The following is a 13733-nucleotide window of genomic DNA, read 5'->3' as shown; positions in this document are numbered from 1 at the left end:
AGCCGCTCCACCCGCCACCCGGCGGGGCTCGGCTAGAAGGTGGTTCGGTGGTGTTCCTGTTCCACGACGGCTTTCAGGTCCTCGAGTCGGCGCAGGGCCCGTAGCGGCTGGGTCATCCGGTGGTTGCCGGCCAGGCGATGGGCGTTGCGGTCCAGGAAGGTCCAGTAGCCGGCGGTGAACGGGCACGCCCGGTCGCCGAGTCGGCTGCGTGGGTCGTAGTCACAGGGGCGGCAGTGGTCGCTCATTCTGTTGATGTAGGCACCGCCCGCGGCGTAGGGCTTGGTGGCGACAACGCCGCCGTCGGCGTGTTGGCTCATGCCGATCACGTTGGCGGGCATGACCCAGGGGAAGCCGTCGACGAACGCGGTGGCGAACCAGTGCGTGAGTGCTTTCGGGTCGTAGCCACGCTGGAGCGCGTGGTTGCCCAGGACCATGAGCCGTTGGATGTGGTGGGCGTAGCCGCGGTCCCGAACACCGGCGAGTGCCGTTCGCAGGCAGCGCGCGGTGACCCGATCGGGGTCCAGGTCCGTCCACCAGTCCGGCAGCGGCGTGGTGGCGCGCAGCGCGTTGCGGTTGAGGTAGTCCGGTCCGAGGTGCCAGTAGAGGTGCCAGACCCACTCCCGCCAGCCGAGCACCTGTCTGATGAACCCCTCGACGCTGGCCAGGGGCGCGTCGCCGCCGCGGTACCGGTCCTCGGCCTGGGCGACGACATCGAGCGGATCCAGCAGGCCGAGATTGAGGGGCACCGACAGCAGCGCGTGGGACATGGCCCAGTCCTCGCCGAGCACGGCGTCCTGGTGCGGCCCGAACGTGGACAGCCGGGTGTCGAGGAACCGGGTCAGCGCGCGTCGTGCCTCGTCGTGGGTCACCGCGAACAGCCGGGGGCCGTCGACGCCGACCGGGTCGACGCGGCCGTCGGCGACCAGCCGGTCGAGATCGGCGCGGACCCGCTCGTCGACGTCGTCCTCGCGTGGCTGGTAGGGCGCGGGGACGGCCAGCGTCGACTGCTTCGGCGGTGGTTGACGGTTCTCCCGGTCGAGGTTCCACCGTCCGCCGGCCGGCTGGCCGTCCGGGTCGAGCAGCACCGAGAACCGCCGGCGCTGGTCGCGGTAGAAGTTCTCCATGAGGAACCGGCTTCGCTCGCCCGCCCACTCGGCGAAGTCGGTCTTGGACAGTACGAATCCGGCCGTCGGCAGGATCTCCGTCACGTGTCCGGTTTCGCGCAGGTCCTCGACGAGCCGCTGCGCGGCATGCGAGCCGGGTTCGTGCACCATGACCGGACGGCCGAACCTGTCGAGCCCGGCCCGATAGCTGTCGGCGGTGATCAGGGTGGCGCGGTCGCCGAGTTCGGCGGCGAGTCGACGCATCGCACACAGCACCAGGTGCAGCTTCTGCCGGTGGTACCGGTGGCGACCCAGCGCCGTGGTGGACTCGATCAACACGACCGCGCGGTTCCGGTGCTCGCCGCCGTGGAAATGCCGACCCAGCTGGTCGCCGAACAGCAGCAGGGGGACGGGCTCGCTCATATCGGGATTCTCACCGGCGACCGCGACCGCCGCACATCGACAGGGCTTTACGGGTGCTGAGGCGCTTTCGGCGGGGTCGGCCGCTCCTCGGGGGCGCGTACCAGGGGGATCATGACGTCGTCGACGATCCTGGTCAGGACGTCGTCGGGGATGGGGGCGCCGTGGATGAGGAAGTGTTGCCTGAGCAGGGTGGGGGCGACGGCCGCCACGTGGTCCTGGAGTGCCTGGGGGCGGATCTCGCCTCGGGTGGCGGCGCGGGTGAGGATCGTCAGGTATGGCGCGGGCGCGGTGTCGAGGATCTTGGCGCGGGCGACGGTGGCCAGTTCGCGGTCGTGCAGGGTTTCGCTCATCAGGCCGCGGACGGCCTCGCCGGTGGGACCGTCGAGGAAGTCGGCCATGTGGCGCAACGTGGTGAGCAGGTCGCGGCGTAGGTCGCCGGTGTCGGGTGGCTCCTGCTTCCCTGGCAGGTTGTGCAGCAGCGCGTCGACGACCAGCTCTGCCCGGCTCGGCCAGCGCCGGTACACGGAGGTCTTGCCGGTTCGTGCCCGTTCGGCGACGCGTTCCATGCTGAAGTTCTGGTAGCCGAACTCGGTGAGCTCGCTCATCGCGGCGGCGAAGATCGCGTCGTTGAGCGCCTGTCCCCGCCGTCGCGGGCCCTTCCGGAAGTCCTGGGCTGGTGTCACGACGCCCATCGTAGAGGACGTTGCGTCCTCTAGCTGAGCGCGCTACTGTCGGTTCCGTTGAATACGCAGCGTCCTCTATTTCGGCGAAAGGTACGGAACATGGCAGACATCGACACGCCGGTGCTGGTCGTGGGCGGTGGGATCGCGGGGCTGACGAGCGCGTTGTTCCTTGCTCGCCACGGCGTGGCGAGCACGCTGGTCGAACGGCACGAGACGACCTCGATCTACCCGAGGGCGCGCGGCATGCTCGGCCGGACCGGTGAGCTGTACCGCGAGCTCGGCCTTCAGGAGCGGATCAGTGCCGGCGGTGCGGCGCTCGCGCCCAGTTTCGGTCAACCGCGCGGGGTGTCCCTGCGTGCCGCGCTCGACGCGATCTCGCCGGCGGAGCGCGAGGTCGCCCAGGAAGCGCGCATGGAGTTCGCGTTCGGCCCCGGTGGCTTGCTCGACATCAGCCCGACCGGCCCGCTGCGGTGCACCCAGGACGTCCTGGAGCCGATCCTGCTCGAGACGGCGCGCGAGCGCGGCGTCGACGTCCGGTTCGCCACCGAGCTGACCGGCTTCACCCAGGACGCGTCCGGGGTGTCGGCGACGATCGTCGATCGTGCCAGCGGTGACGAGCGCACGGTCCGGGCCGAGTACCTGCTGGCCGCCGACGGCGCCAACGGGAAGCTCCGGGAACAGCTCGGCATTCCGGCCAAGATCGGCGGGCCGTACAGCCACATGCTCAACATCCTGATCGAGGCCGACCTCGCCGACCTGGTGCGCGACCGGGAGTTCAACGCGGCGGTCATCAAGAGTCCGGATATCTACGGCGTTCTCGGGCCGGTGAACAACAAGGACCGGTGGATCTTCCTGGTGTTCCGAGACATCGAGAACGGGCCACCGCTCGAGGACTACACGCCGGAACGGGTCGCCGAGTTGGTGACCGCCGCGATCGGTGTCGACGGGCTGGACATCACCGTCCGGAGCGTGCTGCCGTGGACCGCGATGGTGACCGTGGCGGACACGTTCGCCGACGGCCGGGTGTTCCTCCTCGGCGACGCCGCCCACCGGATGCCGCCGTGGCGTGGGCAGGGCGCGACCACCGCCGTCCAGGACGCGCACAACCTGGCCTGGAAGATCGCCGCCGTGCGGGCAGGGAAGGCGGACCCGTCCCTACTGTCCACCTACGACGCCGAACGGCGGCCGATCGCCCTCGAGTTCGCCGAGGAGTCCGTCCTGCACGACAACGATCTGTCCCACCTGGGGCAGATGGAGACCTCCGTCCCCAGGATGACTGGCGGCGGGCAGCAGTACGTGTCCCCGGCGGTCGTTCCCGAGGACGAGTCCTTGGCCAAGCCGCTGTCGATCGACGAGATGGTGTTCGACGGCCGTCCCGGCACCCGGGTGCCGCACGCCTGGGTCCAGCGCGACGGGGAGACCGTCTCCACCCTGGATCTGCTCGGCGACGGCTTCGTGCTCCTCGTCGGGCGCGACGGTGAGGCATGGCGCTCGGCGGCCACCCAGGTCGGTGCCCGCCTTGGCGCCAAGTTCACCGTCTACCGCATCGGCCCCGCCGGCGACGGGGTGGACGCCGTGGACGAGGACGGCATCTGGGCCGCCCGCGCGGGACTCGCACCCGACGGCGCACTGCTGGCCAGGCCGGACGGCATCGTCGCCTGGCGATGCCGGCAACGTCCGACGGGGATCGGGCTGAGCAAGGACCCCCGCCGGATGCTGGGCACCGCCTACATGCGGGTCATCGGCCGGCGGTGACCGGCGCTATTTCGCCTTCGGGTGGCGTTGCAGGTGTTGGGCGTACTCGGCGAAGTCGGCCGCCAGCTGGGCGGGGGTCCAGCCGCCGTCCCGGTGGGTCACGAACGACTCGGTCGGGTGGGCCCAGATCGCGAACCGGTCGCCGCCGAAGCTGAAGTACTGGCCGGTGATGGCCGCCGACTCCGGTGCGCTGAGGTAGACGACCAGCGGCGTGACGTCCTCGACGGTGCCGGTGCCCTGGCGGCGCAGCTCCCGGGGCACCGGCTCGCCGGCCTCCACTTTGGACACGATGTCCGCCAGGGCCGGGATGGTGGCCGCCATCCTGGTCAGGGCCTTGGGCACCACGGCGTTCACCGTGACGTCGATCTTCGCCAGTTCCACCGACCACACGCGGACCAGGCCGATGATCGCCGCCTTCGCCGCGGCGTAGGCGGTCTGGCCGAAGCCGCCGGACTGGCCGGCGGGCGAGCCGATGAGGATCAGCCGGCCGCCTTCGCCCTGTTCCCGGAACCGCCGCCCGGCGGCCCGGCCGCAGGTGATGGTGCCGCGCAGGTGACTGTCCAGCACCAGGTCCAGCTCGTCGTCGGTCAGCTTCAGCAGGGTGCGGTCCCGCAACGCGCCCGCGTTGGTGCACATGACATCCAGGCGGCCGAACTCCTTCACCGCGCACTCGACGAGCGCGTCCGCGGCCTCGGCGGTGCCGACCGCGCACACCTGCGCGACGGCCGTGCCGCCCGCCGAGGTGATGGCCTCGACGGCGTCGGCGGCGGCCTCGGGGTCCAGGTCGTTGACCACCACCGCGGCCCCGGAGCGGGCGAGGGCCTCGGCGTAGGCGCGGCCGAGCCCCCGTCCCGATCCGGTGACCACGGCGACCCTGCCGGTCAGGTCGATCTCGTCGCGCATCTCTCGTCCTCCCGCGGTCAACGGCTGATCTTGATCGAGGCGAAGTTGTAGTCGCCGAACTTGGGCACCTCGAACCCGGTCACCCCGGGGCCGAAGGCGGCCACCCACTGCACCCCGCACACCGGGATCACCGGCGGGCCCGCCTCGAAGACGTCGGCGATGATCTGCCGGGTCGGGCCCTGCCGCTCCTGCTCGTCACTGCTGGCCCGGGACTCCGCGAGCAGCTCGGCCACGCCGTCGAGGGAGAAGCCGCCCGCGTTGTAGCCGCCGCCCGGCAGGTAGAAGTCGGCGACGAACTGGCTCGGGTCCGGCCTGCCGACCTGCAGCAGCGAGACCGCCGCGCTGAAGTTGCCGGTCCGGCGGTCCTGGATCATCTGGCTGAACTCCAGCGTGCGCACCTTCGCGTTCAGGCCGACCTCCTTGAGCTGTGCCTGGAGGATCTGGCTGAGGTCCTGGTAGGTGGTGTTGGGGCCGTTGACCAGCTCGAAGGAGAACCCGTTCGGCAGCCCGGCCTCGGCGAGGAACTGCTTGGCCTTCTCGACGTCGTGGTACTTGCCGGCGTCGTCGAGGTCGGGCACGTTGGGCCAGAACCCCTTGCTGAACGGCTGGACCGTCGGCGTGCAGCCGCCGTCGAACAGGCTCGTGCTGATCGCCTCGCGGTCGATGGCGTACATCAGCGCCTTGCGCACGAGCGGCTTGTCGAACTCGGGTGCCTTGGTGTTCAACAGGATCCCGTTGATCGTGCTGTTCGGGCCGCGCACGATCGACAGGCTGCTGGCCTCGGCCTCCTCGATCTGCCCGGCCGAGATCGTCGAGCCGTCCATCTCACCGGACACGACCGAGCGCAGCCGGGTCGGCTCGTCGGCGAAGACCGTCATCTCGATTCCGCCGATGGTGGTGTTCTCGGCGTCCCAGTACTTGTCGAACTTGGTGAAGGTGATCTTGCCCTGCTGGAGTCCGCTGAGCTCGAAGGCGCCGGTGCCGACCGGTTTGGTGCCCAGGTCGGGATCGGCGAGCGCGGTCGGCTCGACGATGATGCCCGCCTCGCCGGCGAGGATGTTGAGCATGTAGCCCGACGGCTGGGAGAAGTCGATCCGCACCGAGTGCGGGTCGAGCGCCTCGACCTTCTTCACCGTCCTGAGCGACGCGGCCTGCGCGCCCTTCTCCCGGAAGGTGTCCAGGGAGGTGACGACCGCGGCGGAGTCGAACGGCGCGCCGTTGTGGAAGGTGACGCCCTCGCGGAGGGTGAGCGTGAGCGAGGTGTGGTCCTCGGAGAACTCCCACTCGGTCGCGAGTCCCGGCTGGAGCTCACCGGCCGGGGTCCGCCCGACCAGGCTCTCGTACACCACGTCCAGGAAGACCGGGTCCAGCGGCGCGGCCAGCCGGGGGTCGAACGAGGTGGGCATGCCGGGGACCGCGTAGCGGAAGATCGCGTTCGGGTCGGACGCGCCGTCGCCGGCCGCGTCCGTCCCGCCGCCGCAGCCGGCGAGCGCCAGTGCGGCCGTGGCCACCAGGGCGCAGGTCCGGAGGATGCGTTGTCTCATGGGGTGACCTCCATTGGTCAGCTGTGGGGCTTTCGCCGGGAGAAGGGGTTCGGTCATCGGGTCGCCGCCCGGTCGGGGGCGCGGGCCGGCGACGGCGGCGCGGCGGGCTCGTGGCGCAGGCAGGCGACCCGGCGGGTGGGGCTGATCGGGATCAGTGGCGGGTCGTCGGTGGCGCAGACGTCCATCGCCACCGGGCATCGGCTGCGGAACCGGCAGCCGGCCGGTGGCGCCGCCGGGTCGGGCAGGTCGCCGTGCAGGATGGTGCGTTGCCGGGACCGTTGCCGTTCGGGGTCGGGCACGGGCACCGCCGACAGCAGGGCCCTGGTGTAGGGGTGGGCGGGCGACTCGGCGACCTCGGCCGCCGTGCCCTCCTCGACGATCCGGCCGAAGTACATGACCGCGATCCGGTGGGCAAGGTGCCGGACGGTGGCGAAGTCGTGGGAGACCAGCGCCACCGCCTGACCGCTGTCCTGCTGGATGTCCATCAGCAGGTTGAGGATCTCCGATCGGGTCGACAGGTCCAGCGCCGAGGTCGGCTCGTCGGCGATCAGCACGCTCGGCGACAGCGCCAGCGCCCTGGCGATGCACACCCGCTGCCGCTGCCCGCCGGACAGCTCGTCCGGGCGCCGGAACGCGAACTCGGGGTCGAGCGCGACCCGTTCCAATAGCGGCCCGGCGTGGTCGGCCAGGTCGCGGCGGGAGACCCGGCCGTGCACCAGCAACGGCTCGGTGACCGCGTGCCCGACGGTTTTCGTCGGGTCCAGCGCGCCGTACGGGTCCTGGAAGATGTACTGCAGTTGTTCGCGGACACCCTTGAGCGCCTTGCCGCGCACCCGGGTGACGTCGGTGCCGCGCACCTCGACGCTGCCCTCGTCCGGCTCGGTCAGCCGGGCGATCAGCTGGGCGACCGTCGTCTTGCCCGAACCCGACTCGCCGACCAGCCCCAGCGTGGTGCCCGCGACGACGGTCAGGTCGACGCCGTCGACCGCCCGCACCGTCCGCAGCGGCCGGCCAAGGACGGTCCTGGTCAGCGGGAAGCTCTTCACCAGACCGGTGGCCCGGACGACGACCTCCTCCTTGGCCACCTCCTGCTCGACGTCCTCCTGCTCAGCCACGGGACACCCCCCGCAGCGTCACGGCGCCGTCGGCCACCCGGCCGCACCGGGTTCGATGGCCGCCGGCCAGCTCGGCCTCCGGCTGGGGTAGCCCGCACTCCTCCGGCGCCGCGTGCGCACAGCGCGGCTGGAACCGGCACCCGGCGGGGAACCGGCCGGCGGGCGGCACGCGGCCGGGGATGACGGTCAACCGGGTCCGTGGCCGCCCGGCCTGGGGCACCGAGGCCAGCAGCGCGCTCGAGTACGGGTGCCTCGGCTCGTAGAACAGGCCGTGCACCGAGGTCCGCTCGACCACGTGCCCGGCGTACATCACCACCACGTCGTCGCAGAAGTCCGCGACCACGCCGAGGTCGTGGGTCACCAGCAGGACCGCGAGGTCGAGGTCGCGCCGCAGGTCCCGGAGCAGTTCGAGGATCTCGGCCTGGATCGTCACGTCCAGCGCGGTGGTCGGCTCGTCCGCGATGACCAGCCGTGGGTCGCAGGCGATGGCGGCCGCGATCATCACCCGCTGCTGCATGCCGCCGGACAGCTCGTGCGGGTAGGACCTGATCCGCTGCTGGGCGTTCGGGATCCCCACCCGGTCCAGCAGCGCCGCCGCGGCCCGCAGCGCGGTCGCCTTGCGCTCGCCGAGGTGGATCCGCCGCGCCTCGGCGATCTGGTCACCGACGGTCATCGTCGGGTTGAGGCTGCTCATGGGTTCCTGGAACACGATGCCGACCGGGCCGCCCCGAACTCGGCGCAGGTCGCGCTCGCCGGCCGCGAGCAGGTCCACCCCGTCGAACCGCACCGAACCGGCGCGCACCGACATCCCGGGCGGCAGCAGGCCAAGGATCGCCATCGAGGTGAGGCTCTTGCCGCAGCCGGACTCGCCGATCAACGCCAGGGACCGCTTGCGGTGCAGGTCGAAGCGCACGTCGTCGACCAGGCCTGGCTGGCCGGGCAGGTCGATGGTCAGGCCGTCGACCGACAGCAGCGGGGTGCCGACCGGCGCGTCGCCGTCGACGGGGCTTGCGGTCGCGGTCACGCGCGCCTCCTGATGCCGACCGCGTCGCGGATCGCGTCGCCGATCGTGTTGAACGCCAGCACCGTGAGCACCATCGCCACCCCCGGCGGCACGACGGCGAACGGCGCCTTGAACTGGTTGGCGTAGGCGGCCTCGAGCATCGACCCCCAGCTCGCGTCCGGCGGCTGGACGCCGAGGCCGAGGAAGCTCAGGCTCGCCTCCACCAGCAGCGCGACGCCCATCAGGATGGTCACCTGGACCATCACCGGCGCGGCGATGTTCGGCAGGACGTGCACCACCAGGATCCGGCGGCGCGAGGACCCGATGGCCGTCGCCGAGCGCACGAACGTCTCCTCGGCCACCGCGACCGAGGCGCCGCGCACCACCCGGAACATCGTCGGGGTGAAGATGATGCCGACGGCGATCATGGTGGTGACCAGGCCGGGGCCGAGGATGGCGACGATGGCCAGCGCGCCGACGAGCGCGGGCAGCGCCAGCACCGTGTCGGCCAGCCTGCCGGCGACGGCGTCGACCCAGCCGCCGCGGATCGCGGCCAGCATGCCGACCGGCAGGCCGACGAGGACCGCGATGCCGACCGAGATCAACGGGGCGAGGATGGTGATCCGGGACGCCTCGATCATCCGGCTCAGCACGTCCCGGCCGAAGTCGTCGGTGCCGAACCAGTGGGTCCAGCTCGGGCCGGTGAAGCGGATGGCGAGGTCCTGGGCGTCCGGGTTGTGCGGGGTGATGAGCGGGCCGAGCAGCGCCAGCAGCGCGAGCAGCACCACGAACCCCACGGAGGCGGCGCCCGCCGGCTTGCGCAGCACCGCACGGACCACCTGACCGCGGCGGGGCCGGGCCCGAGGGGGCGGTTGCGGGGGAGTGTCCGCCGCGATGGTTGTCGACTCCGTGCTCATGACGCGCGCACCTTCGGGTTGATCCAGCCGTAGGCCAGGTCGACGACGAGATTGATGACCACCACGACGACCGCGCAGAACAGCACGTAGCCCTGGATGACGGGGTAGTCGCGTTGCAGGACCGAGTTGACGGCCAGCGAGCCGAGCCCGCTGATCCCGACGACCGCCTCGATGACGATCGTCCCGCCGAGCAGGCGGCTGGTCTGCAGCCCGAGCACGGTGACCACCGGGATCGCGGCGTTGCGCAGGACGTGCCGGCGCACCAGCCGCGTGGTGGTCGAGCCGCGTGCACGGGCCGTTCTGATGTAGGGCCTGGCCAGCACGTCGGCCACGCAGCCGCGGGTGTGCCTGGCGAGCTCGGCCGCGGTGGCCAGGCCCAGTGCCAGCGCCGGGATGAGGATGTGGGACAGCCACGGCCCGAAGCCGTTCGCCAGCGGCACGTAGGTGGTCGCCGGTAACCACTTGAGCGACAGCGAGAACACCGACACCAGCAGCATCGCGACCCAGAAGCTGGGCATCGCGATGCCCAGCGTGGCGATGGTCGAGATCAGCCGGTCGAGCCAGGTGCCCTGGCGCAGCCCGGCGAGCACGCCCGCGCCGACCCCGATGAGCACCGCCAGCACGATCGCGGTGAGCGCGAGCGCCAGCGTCGGCGGCGCGGCGTCGAGGATGCTCGTGGTGACCGGGCGGCCGGTGAACAGCGATTCCCCGAGGTCGCCGCGGAACACTCCGCCCAGCCACGACACGTACTGTTCGACCACGGGCCGGTTCAGGCCGAGTTGTTCGCGGATCCGGTCGACGTCGGCGACGGTGGCGTTCTCGCCCGCGATGACCTCGGCCGGGTCCCCGGGAATGAGCTTGACCATGAGGAAGGTCAGCAGGGAGACCAGCCAGAGGACGAGCAGCCCACCGCCGACCCGGCGGATGACCATCCGTGCGTTCATTGTCTTCTCCGTCCGGCGCTGGGCGGTAGAGACACGCGATGAGCTGCGTGTTCGAAGAAGTGTCCGATAATAGGACTGAATGTTCAAATTTTGAAAGCATTGTGCATCGCGGAAACCTCCAGGTCAAGGAGGCGGTCCAGCGGCGGCACATCGTCGCCAGGGCAGCCGGCAGCACCGCGAGGCACGGGCCTCGCGGTCGGTCCCCGGTGGGGTCAGCTGTCGCCGTTGGCGATCTGCTCGGCGGCCTCGGTCAGTCGCCTGGCCACGTGCTCGACGTCGACCTCCGCCATCGACACGATGCCGATGGCGGCGTCGAGCGAGTGGCCGTCGCCGTCGAACAGCGGCACGGCCACGCCGACCGCGCCCGCGGTCAGCCTGCCCCGGGACACGGCGTACCCGACGCGGCGCGCGTCCTGGAGGGCGGGCGCGTCGGCCGGGGTGGGCTTGCGTGCCATGAGGATCGCCAGCCCGCTGGCGCCCTGGTCGAGCGGGTGCCGGGCGCCGCTGTGCTGGGAGAGGTGGTACACCGACTCCGGCGGCTCGACCACGGTGAGCGCGACCGCGTCCCCGCCGTCGGCCACGACGCACTGCGTGGTCGCGCTGAGCTCGTGGGCCAGCCGGCGCAGGTGCGGGGCCGTGGCCCGGCGCAGCTCGTGGTTGACCTGCCGGGTGAGCTGGATGACGCCCAGCCCCAGCCGATAGCGGCCGGAGCCGCCCTCGGCCACGAACCGGTGGGAGCGCAGCGTGGCCAGCAGCCGGTACACCGCCTGCCGGTGCACGTCCAGGGAGTTCGCCAGCTCCGCGACCGTCATGTCGCGATCCTCGACGGCGAGGAGTTCGAGCAGCCGCAGCCCCCGGTCGAGGGTGAGCGAGCCGCCCTGGGTTGGACCGTCGCTGTCGCGGCCGTTACTGGTCATCTCTGGCACCTCTCCGAGCCTATCGACGCGTGGGGACACCTCAGCGCACCCCCGTCCGGTTCGCTGCGGCGCCGGCGCCCGCGAGGCGCCCGAAGGCCAGGCACTCCGCGAGGCTGGCGCCGCCTGCCGGGTACAGCAGGCCGTGGATCGAGCCGAGCTCGCCGGCCGAGTACAGGTTCGGCACGGCGCCACCACCCACCGCGACCACCCTGGCGTGCTCGTCGCGCCGCGGTCCGCCAACGGTGTGCGACCCGCCGGGCCACAGCGGCACGGCGTAGAAGCGGTCACCGGTGAGCGGGGTGATCGTGACCGGGTCGCGGCCGAAGTCCTCGTCCCGGCCGAGGGCGCACAGTTCGTTGTAGCGCGCCACGGTCGCGGCCAACGCGTCCGGATCGAGGTCGCAGGCCTTCGCCAGCTCCGGGATCGACGAGCCGTCGCGGATCCAGCCCCGTTCGAGCTCGGCGACGTTGTCGGCGCTCCAGGCGTGGTCCCCGACCGGACCCGCCGGGCCGGAGTACGTGGGCACCAGCGGTCCCTTGGTGAACCGGGCGTCGTCGAAGATCCACCACGTCGGGACGCGCGGGTGGGTCAGCGCCCGCGCGTCCATCGCGAGGAGCTCCAGGTTGGCGGCGTGCTGGCGGCCCGGCTCGCCGAGGAAGCGCCGGCCGGCGCCGTCGACGAAGATCGCGCCGGGGTTGCCGGCCGGCGCCGGGCCGAACCGCCCGGACCCCCACAGGTCGATCCCGGTGCCGCCGCCGTAGCCGGTGCCGTCGAACCGGGCGACGAAATGCCCCGGCCAGGTGTTCATGTGCCACAGGTCGGCACCGATCTCCTGGGCCATGCGCACGCCGTCGCCGGTGTTGTCCTGACTGCCGTAGAAGTGCGCCGGGGTCACCGGGAGGTACTGGCGTTTCAGCGACTCGTCGCCCTCGAAGCCGCCGACCGCGAGCACCACCCCGCGCCGGACGCCGATGGTGGTGTCGGTGTCGCCGTGGCGTACCCGGACACCGGTGACCTCGCCGTCCGGTCCGGTCAGCAACGCCGTGGCGGCGGTGTCGTGGCGGACCTCGATGCCGCGGTCGTCGACGAGCGACCGCAGGAAGCCGTGCAGCGGGCAACCGGCGTACGGGGTCCTCGGCAGTGCCTGGTACACGGTGACCGCGTCGTGGTCGGGCAGGGTGTCGTGCTCGCCGTGGAGATCCAGGACCCGGTAGTCGCCGCCGTGCGTGGTGAGCCACGCCGGGTTGGCGGCGGTCTGCTCGGCCCAGGTCCGGATCAGCGCCTCGCTGACCCGCTCACCGTTCACCGCGTACAGGGCCGCGAGGTAACGGCAGGCCCGGTCGACGTCGGTGGGCACGAGGAAGAACCCGGCGGCGTAGCGGCTGTTGGGCCGGTGGTTGGCGGCGGGCTGCTTCTCGAGCAGCAGCACCCGCGCGCCCGCGTCGTGCGCGGTCACCGCCGCGACGGCGCCGGCGTTGCCGAACCCCAGCACCGCGACGTCGACGTGCTCGTCGAACTCTCCGGTGAAGTGCACCTAGCCTCCCGCCCCGTCGAGGCCGAACAGCCGGGCCGCGTTGTCCTTGAGGATCCGCTGGCGGACCTCGTCGCGGAAGTCCGCCTTCGCGAAGTCCGCCAGCCACCGTTCCGGGGTGATCATCGGGAAGTCGGAGCCGAACAGGACCTTGTCCTTGAGCAACGTGTTCGCGTACTGCACGAGCTGGGGCGGGAAGTACTTGGGCGACCAGCCGGACAGGTCGATGTGCACCCCCGGCTTGTGCATGGCCACCGCCAGCGCCTCGTCCTGCCAGGGGAACGACGGGTGCGCGAGGATGATCTTCAGGTCGGGGAAGTCGGCGGCCACGTCGTCCACGGCCATCGGGTTGGAGTACTTCAACCGCAGCCCGCCGCCACCCGGCCGGCCGGCGCCGGCCCCGGTCTGTCCGGTGTGGAACAACGCGACCATCCCGTGCTCCTGCAGCACCTCGTAGAGCGGGTAGGCCATCCGGTCGTCGGGGAAGAAGCCCTGGGAGGTCGGGTGGAACTTGAACCCCCGCACGCCGTACTCGGTGATCAGCCGGCGAGCCAGCGCCACGCCCGCGGCGCCTCGGTGCGGGTCCACGCTGGCGAACGGGATGAGCACGTCGCGGTGCTCGGCGGCCAGCTCGGCGATCTCCTCGTTGGCCGGGTGCGGATCCGTGCCGGTCAGGTGCGCCGAGTCGACGGTGAACACCACCGCGGCCAGCCGCCGTTCCCGGTAGTAGTCGGCGAGCATGGGGACGGTGAACCGGCTGACCTTGCCCGCCTTGAAGTACTTCGCCATCGCCGCGAACCCGTCGCCGCCGGTCTCGGTCCCCTGTGGACCGTCGGCGACCGAGAGGTGCACGTGCGTGTGCACGTCGATGGCCTCGATCCGGTCCAGCTCGATG

12 protein-coding genes are annotated in these 13733 nt (G+C 71.7%); 1 reads left to right on the top strand and 11 read right to left on the bottom strand.

Features of this window, described 5'->3' with window-relative positions; translation table 11 throughout:
• Nucleotides 1-32 precede the first annotated feature (32 nt).
• Nucleotides 33-1526, bottom strand: a complete 1494-nt coding sequence (locus ACYVIP_RS42750; RefSeq protein WP_460406838.1) for a cryptochrome/photolyase family protein — start codon at nt 1524-1526, stop codon at nt 33-35.
• A gap of 47 nt (nt 1527-1573) precedes the next feature.
• Nucleotides 1574-2209 carry a TetR/AcrR family transcriptional regulator gene (locus tag ACYVIP_RS42745; RefSeq protein WP_460406837.1) on the bottom strand — a complete coding sequence of 212 codons (636 nt, stop codon included), beginning with the start codon at nt 2207-2209 and terminating at the stop codon, nt 1574-1576.
• A 99-nt stretch (nt 2210-2308) separates the two neighbouring features.
• Here ACYVIP_RS42745 and ACYVIP_RS42740 point away from each other — a divergent pair, with 99 nt between their 5' ends.
• A complete protein-coding gene (locus tag ACYVIP_RS42740; RefSeq protein ID WP_460406836.1) occupies nt 2309-3964 on the top strand; it encodes an FAD-dependent oxidoreductase in 1656 nt (551 codons plus the stop codon).
• A gap of 6 nt (nt 3965-3970) precedes the next feature.
• Here ACYVIP_RS42740 and ACYVIP_RS42735 read toward each other — a convergent pair whose 3' ends face one another.
• The 9 genes from ACYVIP_RS42735 to ACYVIP_RS42695 form a co-directional block, all read right to left on the bottom strand.
• Nucleotides 3971-4867, bottom strand: a complete 897-nt coding sequence (locus ACYVIP_RS42735; protein ID WP_460406835.1) for an SDR family NAD(P)-dependent oxidoreductase — start codon at nt 4865-4867, stop codon at nt 3971-3973.
• Between the two features lie 17 nt (nt 4868-4884).
• Complete coding sequence (locus ACYVIP_RS42730; RefSeq protein ID WP_460406834.1) at nt 4885-6411, bottom strand: ABC transporter substrate-binding protein; 1527 nt, start codon at nt 6409-6411, stop codon at nt 4885-4887.
• A 53-nt stretch (nt 6412-6464) separates the two neighbouring features.
• The gene (locus tag ACYVIP_RS42725) at nt 6465-7526 is read right to left on the bottom strand and encodes an ABC transporter ATP-binding protein (protein ID WP_460406833.1); all 1062 of its coding nucleotides are present in this window, start codon (nt 7524-7526) and stop codon (nt 6465-6467) included.
• Nucleotides 7519-8550, bottom strand: coding sequence for an ABC transporter ATP-binding protein (locus ACYVIP_RS42720; protein ID WP_460406832.1), 1032 nt, complete (start codon nt 8548-8550; stop codon nt 7519-7521). The genes ACYVIP_RS42725 and ACYVIP_RS42720 overlap by 8 nt, the downstream gene beginning before the upstream one ends.
• Nucleotides 8547-9446, bottom strand: a complete 900-nt coding sequence (locus ACYVIP_RS42715) for an ABC transporter permease (protein ID WP_460406831.1) — start codon at nt 9444-9446, stop codon at nt 8547-8549. Before ACYVIP_RS42715 ends, ACYVIP_RS42720 begins: the two co-directional genes overlap by 4 nt.
• Nucleotides 9443-10390 (bottom strand): ABC transporter permease, encoded by a 948-nt coding sequence (locus ACYVIP_RS42710; RefSeq protein WP_460406830.1) that lies wholly within the window; start codon nt 10388-10390, stop codon nt 9443-9445. Before ACYVIP_RS42710 ends, ACYVIP_RS42715 begins: the two co-directional genes overlap by 4 nt.
• A 212-nt stretch (nt 10391-10602) precedes the next feature.
• Complete coding sequence (locus tag ACYVIP_RS42705; protein ID WP_460406829.1) at nt 10603-11307, bottom strand: IclR family transcriptional regulator; 705 nt, start codon at nt 11305-11307, stop codon at nt 10603-10605.
• 40 nt (nt 11308-11347) lie between these two features.
• A complete protein-coding gene (locus ACYVIP_RS42700; protein WP_460406828.1) occupies nt 11348-12841 on the bottom strand; it encodes an FAD-dependent oxidoreductase in 1494 nt (497 codons plus the stop codon).
• Nucleotides 12842-13732 (bottom strand): amidohydrolase family protein, encoded by an 891-nt coding sequence (locus tag ACYVIP_RS42695; RefSeq protein WP_460406858.1) that lies wholly within the window; start codon nt 13730-13732, stop codon nt 12842-12844.
• Between the last annotated feature and the right edge of the window lies 1 nt (nt 13733).

The organism is Actinophytocola sediminis (genome assembly GCF_054779715.1).
This window is presented reverse-complemented; position numbering and strand designations above follow the sequence as displayed.